This window comes from Micromonospora aurantiaca ATCC 27029, from assembly GCF_000145235.1.
Taxonomy (GTDB): Bacteria; Actinomycetota; Actinomycetes; order Mycobacteriales; family Micromonosporaceae; genus Micromonospora; species Micromonospora aurantiaca.
The window spans coordinates 6478561-6493821 of record NC_014391.1; the positions used below are offsets into that span (position 1 = coordinate 6478561).

12 protein-coding genes are annotated in these 15261 nt (G+C 72.2%); 3 read left to right on the forward strand and 9 right to left on the reverse strand.

Going from position 1 to position 15261, the window contains the following annotated elements; translation table 11 throughout:
• Positions 1-40 precede the first annotated feature (40 nt).
• From MICAU_RS28975 to MICAU_RS28985, 3 genes are all read right to left on the reverse strand, one after another.
• The gene (locus MICAU_RS28975) at positions 41-1729 is read right to left on the reverse strand and encodes a S8 family serine peptidase (protein WP_030272055.1); all 1689 of its coding nucleotides are present in this window, start codon (positions 1727-1729) and stop codon (positions 41-43) included.
• An 88-nt stretch (positions 1730-1817) separates the two neighbouring features.
• Positions 1818-2516: an HAD family hydrolase gene (locus MICAU_RS28980; RefSeq protein ID WP_013288912.1), complete on the reverse strand. Its 699-nt coding sequence runs from the start codon at positions 2514-2516 to the stop codon at positions 1818-1820.
• The gene (locus tag MICAU_RS28985; RefSeq protein ID WP_013288913.1) at positions 2513-3475 is read right to left on the reverse strand and encodes an EamA family transporter; all 963 of its coding nucleotides are present in this window, start codon (positions 3473-3475) and stop codon (positions 2513-2515) included. The genes MICAU_RS28980 and MICAU_RS28985 overlap by 4 nt, the downstream gene beginning before the upstream one ends.
• Positions 3476-3547: 72 nt before the next feature.
• Between MICAU_RS28985 and MICAU_RS28990 the strand changes: the two genes are divergently transcribed.
• Positions 3548-4096, forward strand: a complete 549-nt coding sequence (locus MICAU_RS28990; protein WP_013288914.1) for a CGNR zinc finger domain-containing protein — start codon at positions 3548-3550, stop codon at positions 4094-4096.
• Here the strand turns inward: MICAU_RS28990 and MICAU_RS28995 are convergent.
• The 6 genes from MICAU_RS28995 to MICAU_RS29020 form a co-directional block, all read right to left on the reverse strand.
• Complete coding sequence (locus MICAU_RS28995; protein ID WP_013288915.1) at positions 4060-4659, reverse strand: GNAT family N-acetyltransferase; 600 nt, start codon at positions 4657-4659, stop codon at positions 4060-4062. The two genes, MICAU_RS28990 and MICAU_RS28995, sit on opposite strands and share 37 nt — an antisense overlap.
• Before the next feature lie 54 nt (positions 4660-4713).
• Positions 4714-6114 (reverse strand): class II fumarate hydratase, encoded by a 1401-nt coding sequence (locus tag MICAU_RS29000; RefSeq protein ID WP_036310969.1) that lies wholly within the window; start codon positions 6112-6114, stop codon positions 4714-4716.
• Positions 6115-6167: 53 nt separating this feature from the next.
• On the reverse strand, positions 6168-9149 hold the full coding sequence (locus MICAU_RS29005) for an AfsR/SARP family transcriptional regulator (protein WP_013288917.1): 2982 nt from the start codon (positions 9147-9149) through the stop codon (positions 6168-6170).
• Between the two features lie 248 nt (positions 9150-9397).
• On the reverse strand, positions 9398-11065 hold the full coding sequence (locus tag MICAU_RS29010; RefSeq protein WP_013288918.1) for a fumarate hydratase: 1668 nt from the start codon (positions 11063-11065) through the stop codon (positions 9398-9400).
• Between the two features lie 76 nt (positions 11066-11141).
• Positions 11142-12578: an outer membrane protein assembly factor BamB family protein gene (locus MICAU_RS29015; RefSeq protein WP_013288919.1), complete on the reverse strand. Its 1437-nt coding sequence runs from the start codon at positions 12576-12578 to the stop codon at positions 11142-11144.
• 121 nt (positions 12579-12699) lie between these two features.
• Positions 12700-13188 (reverse strand): Lrp/AsnC family transcriptional regulator, encoded by a 489-nt coding sequence (locus MICAU_RS29020; RefSeq protein WP_013288920.1) that lies wholly within the window; start codon positions 13186-13188, stop codon positions 12700-12702.
• Positions 13189-13328: 140 nt separating this feature from the next.
• On the opposite strand from MICAU_RS29020, the gene hppD reads away from it, so the two are divergent.
• The gene (gene hppD, locus MICAU_RS29025; RefSeq protein ID WP_013288921.1) at positions 13329-14534 is read left to right on the forward strand and encodes a 4-hydroxyphenylpyruvate dioxygenase; all 1206 of its coding nucleotides are present in this window, start codon (positions 13329-13331) and stop codon (positions 14532-14534) included.
• Positions 14535-14544: 10 nt separating this feature from the next.
• A complete protein-coding gene (locus MICAU_RS29030) occupies positions 14545-15249 on the forward strand; it encodes an RDD family protein (protein ID WP_225319507.1) in 705 nt (234 codons plus the stop codon).
• The last annotated feature ends 12 nt before the right edge of the window (positions 15250-15261 follow it).

A 15261-nucleotide genomic window follows, 5' to 3' on the forward strand; every position in this document is an offset into this window, starting at 1 on the left:
CCGGGAAACTCCGGACACCGCCACCTCGGGGAAACTGTCGTTACGGTCGAACGTTGGGCTTGACCGGGGTCTTCACTGCGGCGTAGGCGTCGACGATGCCGTAGCCGTAGAAGCCGTTGAAGTTCAGCGAGCCCGCGCAGTACGCGTCGAACTCGGCGTCCCGGCCCTCGTTGGTGTAGCTCTGCAGCCGCGGCTCCGGGCAGGCGTGCTCGGCCGCCGTCCGGTAGAGGTGCTGCTCGACCAGGTTCGGCGCCATGCCGTAGCCGTTGCGGCCCTGCTTCTTGCCGTGCTTGCTCACGATCAGCGCCGCCACGCCCGAGACGTGCGGGGACGCCATCGAGGTGCCCTGGAGGTAGGTGTAGTAGCCACACTCACCCTTGGCGGTGCACTGCTTGAACACCGAGTTCTCGAAGCCGGCGACGATGTCGCCGTTCTCGTCGACCGACCCCTCCTCCTGGAGCACCTTCTTCGGGTACGTGGAGAGGATCATGTTGGCGTCGGTGCGGTACGTGTCGGTGCCGAAGCCGTCCCGGAACCAGCCACCCGGCGCCGCCACCGAGATCTGCTCGGTGCCGTAGTTCGAGTAGTCCGACTTCTTGCCGGACGGGCCGACCGCCGACACGCCGATCACGTGCGGGCCCTCGACCGGCAGGTCCCAGCAGGTCGCGTTGTCGATCGGGCGCGGGTACGGGTCGGCGCCGTAGTCCGGGCTGCTCACGTCGGTGCGCGGCGCGCCCAGGTCCTCGTGGTTGTTGCCGAGCGAACCGACGAGCGTGACGCCCTTGTGGTGGGCGAAGTTCAGCGCCCGCTTCATCGCCTCGATGACGGTCCGCTGCTCGGCCTGCGCCTCCGGCGAGTCCGCCGGGTTGGCGGTGCAGTTGTAGAGCCACGGGTCGACGTAGAAGGACATGTTCACCACGTCCAGCCCGGAGCGGCCCGCGTGCACCAGGGAGTTCACCACCGGGTTGAGGAAGAAGTAGCCGCTGTCCTGGCCACCCTTCAGCTCGACCAGGGAGACGTTCGGGGCCACGCCGGAGAGGCCGAAGCCGTTCGCGGCGGCGCCGATGGTGCCGGCCACGTGCGTGCCGTGCCCGCCGTCGTCGGTGCCGACCGGGTCGAGGCAGCTCGCCACCTCGCACGGGCCGTCGACCTCGGGGATGTCCGGGGCGAAGTTTCGCGACAGCGCCCAGTTGAAGTTGGGCGCGAGGTCGGGCTGGCTGGCGTCGACGCCGGTGTCCAGGATGCCGACGGTGACCCGGCGGTCGCCCGGCTCGATCTTGCGGGCCTTGTCGGCCCGGATCATGTCCAGGCCCCAGAGCTTGTCGTCGAGCGGGTCCATCTTCTTGCCGTTGTTCCTGGCGGCCTTGCCCTTGGTCGCCGCGGCGGCCAGCAGGTGCTCCTGCTCGACCCGGTCCAGCTTCGGCTTGCGGCCGATCGCCTTCTCCTCGGCGGCGCCGACCAGCGCGCCGGCCGCGGTGGCCCGGCTGGCGAAGTCCGCCCGGTCGCTGGTGACCTGGAACAGGCCGACGTCGTCGGTGCGGGCGACGACCTTGCCACCGGCGGCGGCGATCGCGGCGATCGCGGCGTCGGTGGAGACGCCGCTCTCGGCCAGCACGGTGAAGGTCCGGGTGTCCGACGGCGCGGCGTTCGCCGGGATGCTCAGACCGGTCACCGTGAGTGCCAGCGAGGCCGCAGCCGCGACCGCGCCGACGGTGAAGCGCTTGCTCACCACATCAGATCCTCTCGTTGAGGGACGTGGTGTCATCCCACATCACGGGAGCGGGTTCCGCCAGATCGACGTCCGTTATCGGCGGCAACTAGGCATTCGCGTTCGCCACGGTGGTGAGCACCGTGGACAGTCCGGCGAGCGTGGACACTTCGGCGTCCGGTTCGAGGCCCCGCGGGCGGGGCAGTCCGGCCCGGTTGAGCCAGACGGCACGCAGTCCGGCCCGCTGGGCGGCGGCCACGTCGTGCTCCGGCGAGTCGCCCACGTGGACGATGCGCGCGGCGGGCAGCCCGGACGCCGCCACCACCGCCGTGAAGAACTCCGGCGCCGGTTTCTTGGGCACGCCGCCCTCGTGCGCGTACACCTCGAAGGCGAACTGCCCGGCGAGGCCGCAGCGTTCGGCGCGGCTGTTGCCGTTCGTGGCGAAGCCCAGCACGTGGTGCGGGCGCAGCGCCGCCAGCGCGGGCAGCACGTCCGGGAAGGGGCGGCTCAGCGCGTACCGGCGGGCGAAGAACAACGCCGCGAACTCGTCCAGGTCCGCCTCCAGCCCGGCCCGGGCCAGCGAACGGGCCAGGGCGGCCCGCCGGATCTCCTGCACCGGGGCGGCGCTGAGCGCGCCGAAGACCGCACCCCAGTCCCCCTCCAGGTCCGCGAGCGCCACGGCGGCCGCCGCCGGGGTCCGCCGCCGCATCTCGTCGAGTACGGCGACGAGCGCGCCGGTGACCGCCGGGCGCAGGTCGACGAGTGTCTCGTCGGCGTCGAAGACGACGGCGCCGCGCGGCCCGCTCATCGCTCGCCGGTCAGCACCGGCTCGGCCCGCGCAGTCGCCGAGGTCGACGGTGTGCCCCGCAGTTCGTCCGCCCGGACCAGGGCGACGCCGCCCAGGATGAGCGCCCCGCCGGCCAACTGGATCAGGTTGGGCAGTTCGTCGAGCACCAGCCAGGCGATCAGCACCGCGAACATCACCTCGGTCAGCCCCACGAAGGAGGACAGCCGTGCCCCGAGCAGCCGGGTGCCGGCGACACCGGCGAGGTACGCGACCACGGCGGCGATCAGCGACAGCCCGGCGATCGGCACCAGCCAGCTCACCCGGTGCCCGCCGAAGGTGACGTCGGCGGTGCCGGCCGCGAGCGGCAGCGCTCCGATGCCGCCGAGCAGCAGCAGCGCCACCGCGCCGACGGCCATGCCACCGCTGGCCATCACCACCGAGGGCAGGCCCGCGTCGATCCGCCCGGCGATGACGAAGTATCCGGCCAGCCCGACGCCCGCGCCGAGGCCCCAGAGCACGCCCACCGGGTCGAGTCGTCCGGCGCCGGTGAGGTCGAGGACGAGCCCCAGCCCGCACAGGGCGGTGACCGAACCGGCCACCGTGAGCAGCCGGGGGCGCTGACCGTGGACCAGCCACATCCATCCGACCACGAGCACGATGCCGAGGTATTCCAGCAGGAGCGCCACGCCGACCGGGAGGTAGCGGACCGCGTTGAAGAAGCAGGCCTGCGCCGTGGCCACGCCGAGCAGCCCGAACAGCACCACGCTTCCCGCGTTACGGCGCAGCACTGTCCACCTGCCGCGCAGCGCCAGCACGGCGGGGACGGCGAGCACCAGCGCGGCGATGCCGACCCGGGCGATCACCACGGCGACCGCCGACCACTCGCCGGTGATCAGCGGGCGGGCGAAGGTGCCCGAGGTGGCGAACGTGATCGCGGAGAGCAGTGCCAGGCCGAGCCCGACGCTTGACCGTTCACGCATCGGCATCTCCTGGTCATGAGTCAAGGGAGGTTATGCTGATGACGCTAGGCGTAGCCTCCGACAGGAGTCAAGTTGCTTTTCGCCCATGACACCGAATGCGCGCTGGTCAGCGTCGCCGCACTGGTGAACACCGCCGGCGACGACCGGGAAGGGCTGCCCGACGTGGCCGCCCTGGACGCCTTCTTCACCGCCCACGGGTGGAGCGGCCGGCACGAGCACACCGACGCCGAACTGCGCCAGGTCCGCGCGCTGCGGCCCCGGCTGCGCCGCATCTGGTACGCCGACACCGACGAGGTGGTGACGATCGTCAACACGCTGCTGCGCGAGTCGCACGCGCTGCCGCAGCTCGTCCGGCACGACGACGAGCCGTACCACCTGCACGCCGTGCCGCGGGACGCGCCGCTGGCGACCCGGATGGCGGTCGAGGCCGCGATGGCGATGGCCGACCTGGTCCGGATGGGCGAGCTGAGCCGGCTGCGGCACTGCGACCACCCCGACTGCGACAACGTGCTCGTCGACCTGTCCCGGAACCGGTCCCGCCGGTTCTGCGACGCCGGGTGCGGCAACCGGGCCGCGGTGAGCGCCTACCGGGCCCGCAGGGCCGCCGCGTCCCACTCCTGACGCGTCGCGGGCCAGGCGTCGCGGCGCAGCTCGTACTCCACCTCGCCGTGCTCCGTACCCGGGATCGGGTCGTCGAAGGCCAGGTGGAAGGTGCGGACGTAGCGCAACCCGGCGCGGGCCATGACCGCGCGGGAGCGGTCGTTGACGGCCATCGTCTGGGCCCACACCCGGCGGACGCCGACCGTGTCGAACGCGTGCCGCACCAGCGCCCGCGCGCCCTCGGTGGCCAGCCCGTGTCCCCACGTCGCGCGGCGCAGCCGGTAGCCCAGCTCCGCCTCGCCGCCGTCGTCGGACGGGTCGAGCGAGTGCCAGCCGAGGAACTCTCCGGTGAACCGGTCGAGCGTCGCCCAGCGGCCGAGCCCGGGATGCCGGGCGTACTGCGCGAGCACCCGGGGCAGCACCTCGTCCCGGTACGTCCCGGCCTGGGTCGGCGCGCCACCCGTCAGGAAGCGCATGACCTCCGGATCGGCGTCCAGCGCCACCAGCCGATCCACGTCGTCCATCGTGAACCGGCGCAGCGTCAGCCGCGCGGTCTCCAGCAACACGCCGCCGTCGTCACGCACGGTCGGATCATGCCGCGCCCACTGTGACGGGTCGAGGCAATTACCGGCGGCGGCTCAGGGGTGGGTCATCCGGAGCAGGTCCAGGGCCTCGTCCAGCTGGGTCTCGGTGAGCGTGCCCGAGTCGACGTGCCCCCGGGCGATCACCACCTCGCGGATGGACACCTGCTTGGCCAGCGCCTCCTTGGCGATCGAGGCGGCCTCGTCGTACCCGAGGTGGCGGTTGAGCGGGGTGACGATCGACGGTGAGCCCTCCGCGTACGCCAGGCAGACCTCGGCGTCAGCGACCAGGCCGGCCACCAGCCGCTCGGCGAACAGGCGGCTGGACGCGGCGATCAGCTTGATCGACTCCAGCAGGTTGCGGCCCATCACCGGGAGCATCACGTTCAGCTCGAAGTCGCCCTGCGACCCGGCGAAGGCCACCGCGGCGTCGTTGCCGATCACCTGGGCGCAGACCTGCCGCATCGCCTCGGCCACCACCGGGTTCACCTTGCCCGGCATGATCGACGACCCCGGCTGGAGGTCGGGGATGCGCAGCTCACGCAGCCCGGCGCGAGGGCCGGAGCCCATCCAGCGCACGTCGTTGGCGATCTTGTAGAGGCCGACCGCGATGGTACGGAGCTGGCCGGACGTCTCCACCAGCGCGTCCCGGGCGCCCTGCGCCTCGAAGTGGTTGCGCGCCTCGGTCAGCGGCAGCCCGGTCGACTCCCGCAGCTTGCCGATCACCCGGTCGGCGAAGCCCAGCGGCGTGTTGATGCCGGTGCCCACAGCGGTGCCACCCAGCGGCAGCTCGGCCAGCCGGGGCAGCGCCGACTCCAGCCGCTCGACGCCGTAGCGCACCTGCGCGGCATACCCGCCGAACTCCTGCCCGAGCGTGACCGGCGTGGCGTCCATCAGGTGGGTACGCCCCGCCTTGACCACCGTCTCGAACTCGGCCGCCTTCTCCTCCAGCGCGCCCGCGAGCTGCTTCAGCGACGGGATCAGATCCTCCACCACGAACTGGGTGGCGGCCAGGTGGATCGAGGTGGGGAAGACGTCGTTGCTGGACTGCGACGCGTTGACGTGGTCGTTCGGGTGCACGTCACGGCCCAGCTCGCGGCTCGCCAGGGTGGCGATCACCTCGTTGGTGTTCATGTTGGACGACGTGCCGGAACCGGTCTGGAACACGTCCACCGGGAACTGGTCGTCGTAGCCGCCCTCGGCGACGTGCGCGGCGGCGGTGGCGATCGCCTGCGCCACGTCCGCGTCGATCACCCCCAGCTCACCGTTCACCAGGGCCGCCGCCCCCTTGATCTGCGCCAGGGCCTTGATCTGGGCCGGTTCCAGCCCGCGCCCCGAGATCGGGAAGTTCTGCACCGCGCGCTGGGTCTGCGCCCGCCACAGCGCCTCGGCGGGCACCTCCACCTCGCCCATCGAGTCGCGTTCGGTCCGGTAGCCGGTCGCCTCTGGAGTCGTCACGCGTTCCATCCTGCCGCGCCACCGGTCGGTGTGCAGGGAAAGTGGCGCGGCCCTCAGCCCAGCTCGGCGAGCAGCCTCTCGGTCTCCCGCCGGTCCGGCGACTCGACCTGGCGGAACAGCGCCAGCGCCCGCCCGGCGTACCGGCGGGCCTGGTCGGGGTCGGTGTGACGCAGGCAGCGGGCCATGCCGTCGAGCGCGCAGGCCTGCTCGTAACGGGCGCTGAGCCGGGTGGCGTCGGTGAGCACCCGGCGGTGCAGGTCCAGCGCGCTGGCGACGTCCCCCTGGTCCAGCATCGCCCGGGCCAGCAGGTTCCGGGACGCACACTGCCCGCCCAGATCCCCGGCGTCGTTCATCGCCATCAAGGCCTCCCGATGCAGCGCGGCGGCCTGCTCCGGCCGGCCCTCCTCGCGCTCCATCATGCCCAGCTCGTTGAGCAGCTCGCCCTCGCCGTAGCGGTTGCCGATCTTGCGCTTCAACGTCAGACCGGTACGCAGGAGCCGCCGGGCCGGTCCACGCTCGCCGCGCCGGTGCCGGACCATGCCCAGGTGGCCGACGGCGTTGCCGAGCTGACGCGGGTCGCCGACCTGCCGGGCGAGCGCCAGATGGTGGCGGCACTTCCGCAGGGCCTCGTCGTACCGCCCGGACCACATCAGGCAGAGCGAGAGGTTGTTCAGCATGTTGGTCAGCGCGAACGGATCGTCCAGCCGGCGGGCGAGCGCGGCCGACGCGTCGTACATCTCGATGGCCTGCCTGTGGTGCCCGTCCACCGCGTAGGCCGTGCCGAGGTTGTCGAGCGCCTTCCGCAGCTCGACCGGCCGGTCGAGCCGCCGGTAGATGCCGACCACCACCTCCATCCGCCGGATCACCTCGGCGAAGCGCGCCCGGCGGTAGTCGGCCGACGCGAGATAGTTGTGCATCGTCGCCACGGCCTCGTCGTCGCCCAGACGCTCGGCGGCCCGCAGGCCGATCTGGTGCGTCTCGATCAGGTCGTCGAGGTGGCCGCCGTAGAAGTTGACGGTCCAGCCCACCCGGGCCAGCTGCCAGCTCTGCCGGAGGAAACCCTCGGCCTCCGCCAACCGGACCAACGCGGTCAGCGTCGACCGGTTCTCCTCCAGCCACGGCCGGCCGAGAACGACGGTGGCCGCCACCAGGTCGGGCCGTACCGGCTCCGATCGGGCGAAAATGCCGTGCGGAGCGGTCTGCTCCAGAGTCAGCGCGATGGCGGCGGCGACGTGCAGGTGATGATCGAGCAGCCGGGCGATCGCCGCCCGTCGCTCGTCGCCGGTCTCGCGCTCCGCCCCGAGCGTGTGGGCGTACTCCCGGATGAGGTCGTGCAACCGGTACCGGCCGGGCTCCACCTCCTCGACGAGGTGCGCGTCGACCAGTTCGTCGAGTGCGTCCTGCGCCTCCGACAGCGACAGCTCCGCGAGCACGGCCGCCACCCGGTTGTCGATGCGGCTGCCCGGGTGGAGTCCGAGCAGCCGGAACACCCGCTGCACCACCGGCGGCACCTGCTCGTACGACAGCGCGAAGGCACGCGCGACCGAGCGCTCCCCGACGGTCAGCTCCGCCAGGGGATCGGCCGCCCCGGCCAGGCGTTCGGCCAGGTCGGCCATCCGCCACCGCGGCCGGTGCGCGAGCCGCGCCCCGGCCAGCCGCAGCGCGAGCGGAAGGTGTCCGCAACGGCGCGCCACCTCCGCCGCCGCCTCCGGCTCGGCGTCGACCCGTTCCGCGCCGGCCACCCGGGCCAGCAGCTCGACCGCCTCGTCGGCATCGAGTACCGGCAGGGAGGTGGGCCGCCCCGCGTCCACGCCGACCAGCCTGCGGCGGCTGGTGATCAGCACGGTGCAGTCCCGCCCGTTGGGCAGCAGCGGGACGACCTGCGCGGCGTCCGCGGCGTTGTCGAGCACCACCACGGCCCGCCGGTCGGCCAGTTCGGAACGCCACATCGCCAGCCGGCCCGCCAGGTCGGCCGGAACCCGCTCGGCCGGCACACCGAGCTGCTGGAGCAGGATGGCCGCCGCAGCGGCAGTGCTCAGCGGGCTGCGGTCGCTGTGCCCGTGCAGGTCGACGAAGAGCTGCGCGTCGGGGAACCGGTCGACGAGCGCGCTCGCCACCTGAACGGCCAGTGTGGTCTTGCCGCTGCCGGCCATACCGTCCAGGAGCTGGACCCGGCTTCCCTCCTCGGCGACCTCCTTGACCAGCCGGGCCACGGTCTGCTGGCGCCCGGTGAAGTCGCTGATCGCCCGGGGCAGCGCCCGGACCGGCGCGGTGACCCGGCTCTCCGGCACGCCCAGCACCAGGTCGCCGCCGAGCACCCGCTGGTGCAACTCCTGCAACGCCGCGCCGGGCTCGATGCCCAGCTCCTCGGCGTAGATCCGGCGGCCCTCCCGGTAGACGGCGAGCGCGTCCGCCTGCCGGCCGACCGCCGAGAGAGCCAGCATCAGCTGCCCTCGCAGCCGTTCCCGCAGCGGGTTGTGCTCGACCGCCTCGGTCAGCTCGTCGACCAGTTCGGTCCCCCGGCGCAGCCGCAACTCGACGTCGACGCAGTCCTCCAGCACGGCGAGCCGCTGCTCGTCGAGCGCCTGGGCCCGCAGTCGCACCAGCCGGGCCGGGATACCGGCGAGCGCCGGACCGCGCCACAGCGCCAGCGCCGCCCGATAGTGACGGCGGGCCTCGGCAAACCGGCCGGCGGCGGCCTCGGCGCGGGCCGTCTCCACGGCCCGGGCGAACATGTCGGCGTCGAGGTCGTCCGGCTCGATCCGGATGCCGTAGCCCGCCGGGTCGGTGACGATGGTCCCGGCCGGCAGCCCGAGCGCCGCGAACCGCTGCCGCAGTCGCGACACACAGATCTGGAGCTGGGTCCGCGCGGTCGCCGGGGGACGCTCCTCCCAGACGGCGTCGACCAGATCCTCCACCGGCACCACCCGGCCGGGGCGCAGCAACAGCATGGCGAGCACGGTGCGATCCCGGCCCGCGGTGACGGTGGCTTCGCCGCCGCCGACCCGCAAGGGCCCCAAGATCCCGAATCGCATCCGCGCCCCCGCCTGCCGCCATGCAACTTCCAGCAGCGTAGCCCGGCGGTCACCGAGCGGCGCGGCGAGGCGATAGCGATCCGATAGCGACGGCGCACAGACTCGTCACCGGTTGTCGGTGACGACATCCGACGGGGGCGGTGCGCCTGTCCGGCCACCCTGCCGGGCAGGCGCACCGATGTCGATGCATGACGAACACGCCGAGGGGCGCCCGGACCATCCCGGGCGCCCCTCGTGTACGTCTGCCGTCAGCGCCGGCCGACGGTGAGGACCGGCTTGGTGACCTCGGCGAAGAAGTCGTTGCCCTTGTCGTCGACGACGATGAAGGCGGGGAAGTCCTCCACCTCGATCTTCCAGACCGCTTCCATGCCCAGCTCGGCGTACTCGAGCACCTCGACGTGCTTGATGCAGTCCTGCGCCAGGCGGGCGGCCGGGCCGCCGATCGAGCCGAGGTAGAAGCCGCCGTGGGCCTGGCAGGAGCGGGTGACCTGGGCGGACCGGTTGCCCTTCGCGAGCATCACCATCGAGCCGCCGGCCGCCTGGAACTTCTCCACGTACGCGTCCATCCGGCCCGCCGTGGTGGGACCGAACGAGCCGGAGGCGTAGCCCTCGGGGGTCTTCGCCGGGCCGGCGTAGTAGACCGCGTGGTCGCGGAGGTATTGCGGCATCGGCTCGCCCGCGTCCAGCCGCTCGGCGATCTTCGCGTGCGCGATGTCCCGGGCCACGACGAGCGGGCCGGTCAGCGACAGCCGGGTCTTCACCGGGTACTTCGACAGCTCGGCCCGGATCTCGTCCATCGGCCGGTTCAGGTCGACGCGGACGACCTCCTCGGTCTCCAGCGTCTCGTCGGTGACGTCGGGCAGGTAACGCGCCGGGTCGGTTTCGAGGCGCTCCAGCCAGACGCCCGACGGGGTGATCTTCGCCACCGCCTGCCGGTCGGCCGAGCAGGAGACCGCGATCGCCACCGGGCAGGAGGCGCCGTGCCGGGGCAGCCGGACCACGCGTACGTCGTGGCAGAAGTAGCGCCCGCCGAACTGAGCGCCGATGCCGAAGTTGCGGGTCAGCTCCAGCACCTCGGCCTCCAACTCCAGGTCACGGAAGCCGTGCGCGCTCATCGAGCCCTCGGTGGGCAGCGCGTCGAGGTACTTCGCGGAGGCGTACTTCGCGGTCTTCAGCGCGTACTCGGCGGAGGTGCCGCCGATGACGATCGCCAGGTGGTAGGGCGGGCAGGCCGCGGTGCCGATGAGCCGCAGCTTCTCCTCCAGGAACTGCATCATCCGCGTGGGGTTCAGCAGCGCCTTGGTCTCCTGGTAGAGGTAGGACTTGTTGGCCGAGCCGCCACCCTTGGCCATGAAGAGGAACTTGTACGCGTCGGCGTGGCCGTCCGGGTCCTCGGCGTACAGCTCCACCTGGGCGGGCAGGTTGCTGCCGGTGTTCCGCTCGTCCCACATGGTCAGCGGGGCGAGCTGCGAGTAGCGCAGGTTCAGCCGGGTGTACGCCTGATAGACGCCGCGCGAGATCGCCTCCGCGTCGGTGCCGTCGGTGAGCACGTGCCGGCCGCGCTTGCCCATCACGATCGCGGTGCCGGTGTCCTGGCACATCGGCAACACGCCGCCGGCCGCGATGTTGGCGTTGCGCAGCAGGTCGAGCGCGACGAAGCGGTCGTTCGGCGAGGCCGCCGGATCGTCGATGATCGCGCGGAGCTGAGCCAGGTGGGCCGGGCGCAGGAAGTGGGCGATGTCGTGCATCGCCTCGGCCGTCAGCGCGGTCAGCGCGCCCGGATCCACTGTGAGGAACCGGCGGCCCCCGGGGCCGTTGACGACGTCCACGCCCTCGTCGGTGACCAGGCGGTATTCGGTCTGGTCGGGACCGGTCGGCAGCAGGGGTGCGTACGAGAAGGCGGCGGCACTGCTCATGACCGAAAAGCCTAGGGCAGAGCTGTCGATCGGTGGCACCCGCAGGTCGGTCCTGGGACGACGCTCTCACCCGCTGTCACTTGCCGTCGGCGCAGAGTTCCCGTTTCGGTCCGCAACTTCCCTGGTCGCCGGGTGGGCGCCAGCTGCCTCCGGGGTTCGGCGCCACCGGCGCGCCGTCCTGGCCCGGCCCCGGCGCCTCGGACGTGCCGGCGCCCCAGCGGACGTACCCGATCTCCCGCCCCTCGCCGATGATCATGCCGTTCGGGCCGACCGCCAGCGCGTTCGCCGAGGTACGGAGCTCGACCAGCACCCGGCCCTCCCGCGGCTCGACCGCGATCAGCCGCGACGGCTTCTCCTCGCTGATCACCGCCGCGTACGGGGTGAGCGCCGCACCGCTCTTGCCGCCCGCCGGCCGGGTCCAGCGGGTCCGGTCGGCCGACAGTTCCCGCCCGAGCAGCGAGCCCTTGTCGGCGCTGCGCACCACGGCGTACCGGTCGTCCACGGCGAGCAGCTTCTCGCCGTCCGCGCCGACCTGGAGCAGCCGGCCGTCGTACCCGTCGAGCACCGCCTCACGCCCGTCCGGGGCGACCCCGATGATCACGTTGCGCCCGCCCTGCGGATCCTCCCGCTGCACGCAGCCGGCGTAGTCGGCGGTGCGCAGGTTGATCCCGGTACGCCGCCACACCTGCTGACCGGTGGCCGGGTCCACGGCGGTCACGGCGTAGTAGCAGCTCCCGTCGCGGGAGGTGGCCGCGATCCGCAGCAGCCGGCCGCCGACCACCGCGAGCCGCTCCTCGCGGCCGGGCTGGACGTTCTGGAGCACCCGGCCGGTGGCGGTGTCCACCACGTGCACCCGCCCGTCGACCGGGAAGCCGAGCAGCGGCGGGACGGACTCCGGCCCGGCCACCCCGCCGTCGATCCGGGTGGCGCCGAGCCGCCGGGTGCCCAGTAGTTCCGGGTTGTCGGCGAGCACGCCGCTGTGCACGCCGGGCAGGAACGCGCTCCACAGCGGAGCGGTGCCGCGCGGCTCCCAGGCGCGCAGCGTGCAGTCGGTGGCCTGCACGCAGTACGCGTCCAGCAGCAGGTTCCGGTAGGTCCAGACGGCGATCGCGCGGTCGTCGCGGCGGCGGGTCACGCCGCTGACCGGGTCGAGCACCTCGTACCCTTTGTCGAGCAGCCGGCCCACGGCGACGACCGACTCCCGGCCGCTGCCCGCGACCGCCGACCAGTCGGCCTTGCGCTCCCACAACTGGCCGCCGTCGGCGAGGTTGCGCGCCTCGATGCGGGTGCGCTGCTCGACGATCACTGTGTCGCCGGCGATGGTGACGCTGCGCGGCGTGCCGCCGACGCGCTGCTGCCAGACCACGTCCGGCTCGGAGATCGGCTTGCTGCGGTCGACCCAGTCCCACAGCGCCGGGAACGGGTTCCAGACGCCTGTCGCGGCGAGTACGACCACGGTGACGAGCCCGAGCAGCAACCAGCCGCGTACCCCTAGGCCCTTCACACCGCACACGGTAGCGACGATCGCCGGTCCCCCGGGCCGCGTGCGGTGCGTGTCGCGGCGCTTCTTGGGCGGTCCGGGGTGTTAATAAGGGGCCCTTCCACCTCCGAAGGCGTTAACAGGGGGCCCTTCCTTACCCGCGGGCGGCGGAGCGGACCAGCGGCAACGTCCGGTACGGGATCTGCTCGGCCAGCGCGATGATGGTGGATGCGCGCCGGATGCCCTCCGAGGCGACGATCTGGTCGATGACCCGCTGGAGGTCGGTGTTCGACCGGGCGACGATCCGGCAGAGCAGGTCGCTGGAGCCGGTGATGGTGTGCGCCTCCAGCACCTCGGGGATCGCGGCCAGGTGCGCGGTGACCTGGTCGTGGCCGTGCCGCTGGCTGATCTCCAGGGTGACGAAGCTGGTCACCCCGAAGCCGATCGCGGCGGGGGTGATGTCCGGCCCGAACCCGGTCACCACGCCCCGGCCGACGAGCTTGTCGAGCCGGGCCTGGACCGTGCCGCGGGCCACGCCGAGGCGGCGGGAGCACTCCAGCACGCCGATCCGGGGCTCCTCCGCGAGCAGTTCGATCAAGCGAGCGTCCAGCTCGTCGAGCTGTACATCCTGACCAGTGTTCATGGTGTCCGACCGTACCGAATGCACAACCTGACCAGGAATAACGTCAACTGTTGCCCAACTCACTGCGGTCCGTAGATCCTCGCCGGAAGAGCACATCCACGGCGGCCCACGAGGCCGGCCGGTACGCGAGGGAGGCCACCATGACCCAGGCGATCGACCGACCCCAGTCGACCGAGGAGGTCGACGTCGACGCTCTCGTCGGCGCAGTCGACCACGACATCACCCGCGACCCGTTCCCGGTCAAGGGCATGGACCACGTCCACTTCCTGGTGGGCAACGCCAAGCAGGCCGCGCACTACTACTCCACCGCGTTCGGCATGACGTGCGTGGCGTACCGGGGGCCGGAGCAGGGCTACCGCGACCACGCGCAGTACGTGCTGACCAGCGGTTCGGCCCGCTTCGTGCTGACCGGCGCGGTCCGCCCGGACGCCGACGGCGCCGAGCACGTGGCGAAGCACAGCGACGGCGTCTCCGACATCGCGCTGGAGGTGCCGGACGTGGACGCCGCGTACGCGCACGCCGTGGCGCAGGGCGCGACCGGCCTGGTCGAGCCGCACGACGTCAGCGACGAGCACGGCACCGTCCGGATGGCGTCCATCGCCGCGTACGGCGACACCCGGCACAGCCTGGTCGACAGGTCCCGCTACACCGGCCCGTTCCTGCCCGGCTTCGTCGCTCGCGGCCCGATCGTGGACCGGCAGCCGATGATCGACGCCGGCCTCCAGCCGAAGCGGTTCTTCCAGGCGGTCGACCACGTGGTCGGCAACGTGGAGCTGGGCCGGATGGACGAGTGGGTCGAGTTCTACAAGCGCGTCATGGGCTTCTCGAACATGGCGGAGTTCATCGGCGACGACATCGCCACCGACTACTCGGCGCTGATGAGCAAGGTCGTCGCCAACGGCACCCGCAAGGTGAAGTTCCCGCTCAACGAGCCGGCCGTGGCCCGCAAGAAGTCGCAGATCGACGAGTACCTGGAGTTCTACCAGGGCCCCGGCGCCCAGCACATCGCCGTGGCCACCAACGACATCCTGGCCAGCGTGGACGCCATGCGCGCCGCGGGTGTCGAGTTCCTGGACACCCCGGACTCGTACTACGAGGACCCGGAGCTGCGCGCCCGCATCGGCAACGTCCGGGTGCCGATCGAGGAGCTTCAGTCCCGCAAGATCCTGGTCGACCGGGACGAGGACGGCTACCTGCTCCAGATCTTCACCAAGCCGGTGCAGGACCGCCCCACCGTCTTCTTCGAGCTGATCGAGCGGCACGGCTCGCTCGGCTTCGGCAAGGGCAACTTCAAGGCCCTGTTCGAGGCGATCGAGCGCGAGCAGGAGAAGCGCGGGAACCTGTAACACTGTCCGCGTGACCCAGCCTCCTCCGAACCCGATGCCGCCGCCCGCCGGACATCCAGCCGCGGGCGGCGGCTTCGCGCCGCCCGGCGGACCGGCGGTGCCCGCGCAGCACGTTCCCCCGGGGTACGCCGGCCCGCCCGGCTACCCGCCGCCCGGTTACCCCCCACCCGGGTACGCCCCGGCGCCCGTCCCGCCCCCGGTGGCGCCGAACGGGCAGCCGCTGGCGGGCTTCGGCGACCGGTTGCTCGCCTACCTGATCGACACCGCCGTCGCCATGGCGGTGACGATGGCGCTGTTCGTGCCGGTGTTCTTCCTCGTCTTCTTCCGGATGATCGACGAGATCGAGCAGGCCGGGCCGAACGGTCCCGACGCGGTCGAGGTCTGGACGAGCGTGTTCCTGCCGCTGCTCGCCGCCGAGCTCGGGGTCCTGCTGCTGATGCTCGCCTTCTACTGGGTCTACCACGTCGAGTACGCCCGCCGGACCGGGCAGACGCTCGGCAAGAAGGTGATGAAGCTGCGGATCGTGCCGGTGCAGCCGGACGCCGCGCTGACCCGGGGCATGCTCGGCAAGCGCTGGGCCGTCGAGTTCGCCGGCGGGATGTTCGTGCCGTTCCTCAGCTACCTCGACGGTTTCTGGCAACTGTGGGACAAGCCCTGGCAGCAGTGCCTCCACGACAAGTTCGCCGGTACGGTCGTCGTTAAGGTTGGCCCGTGAGCGCGAGGAGTG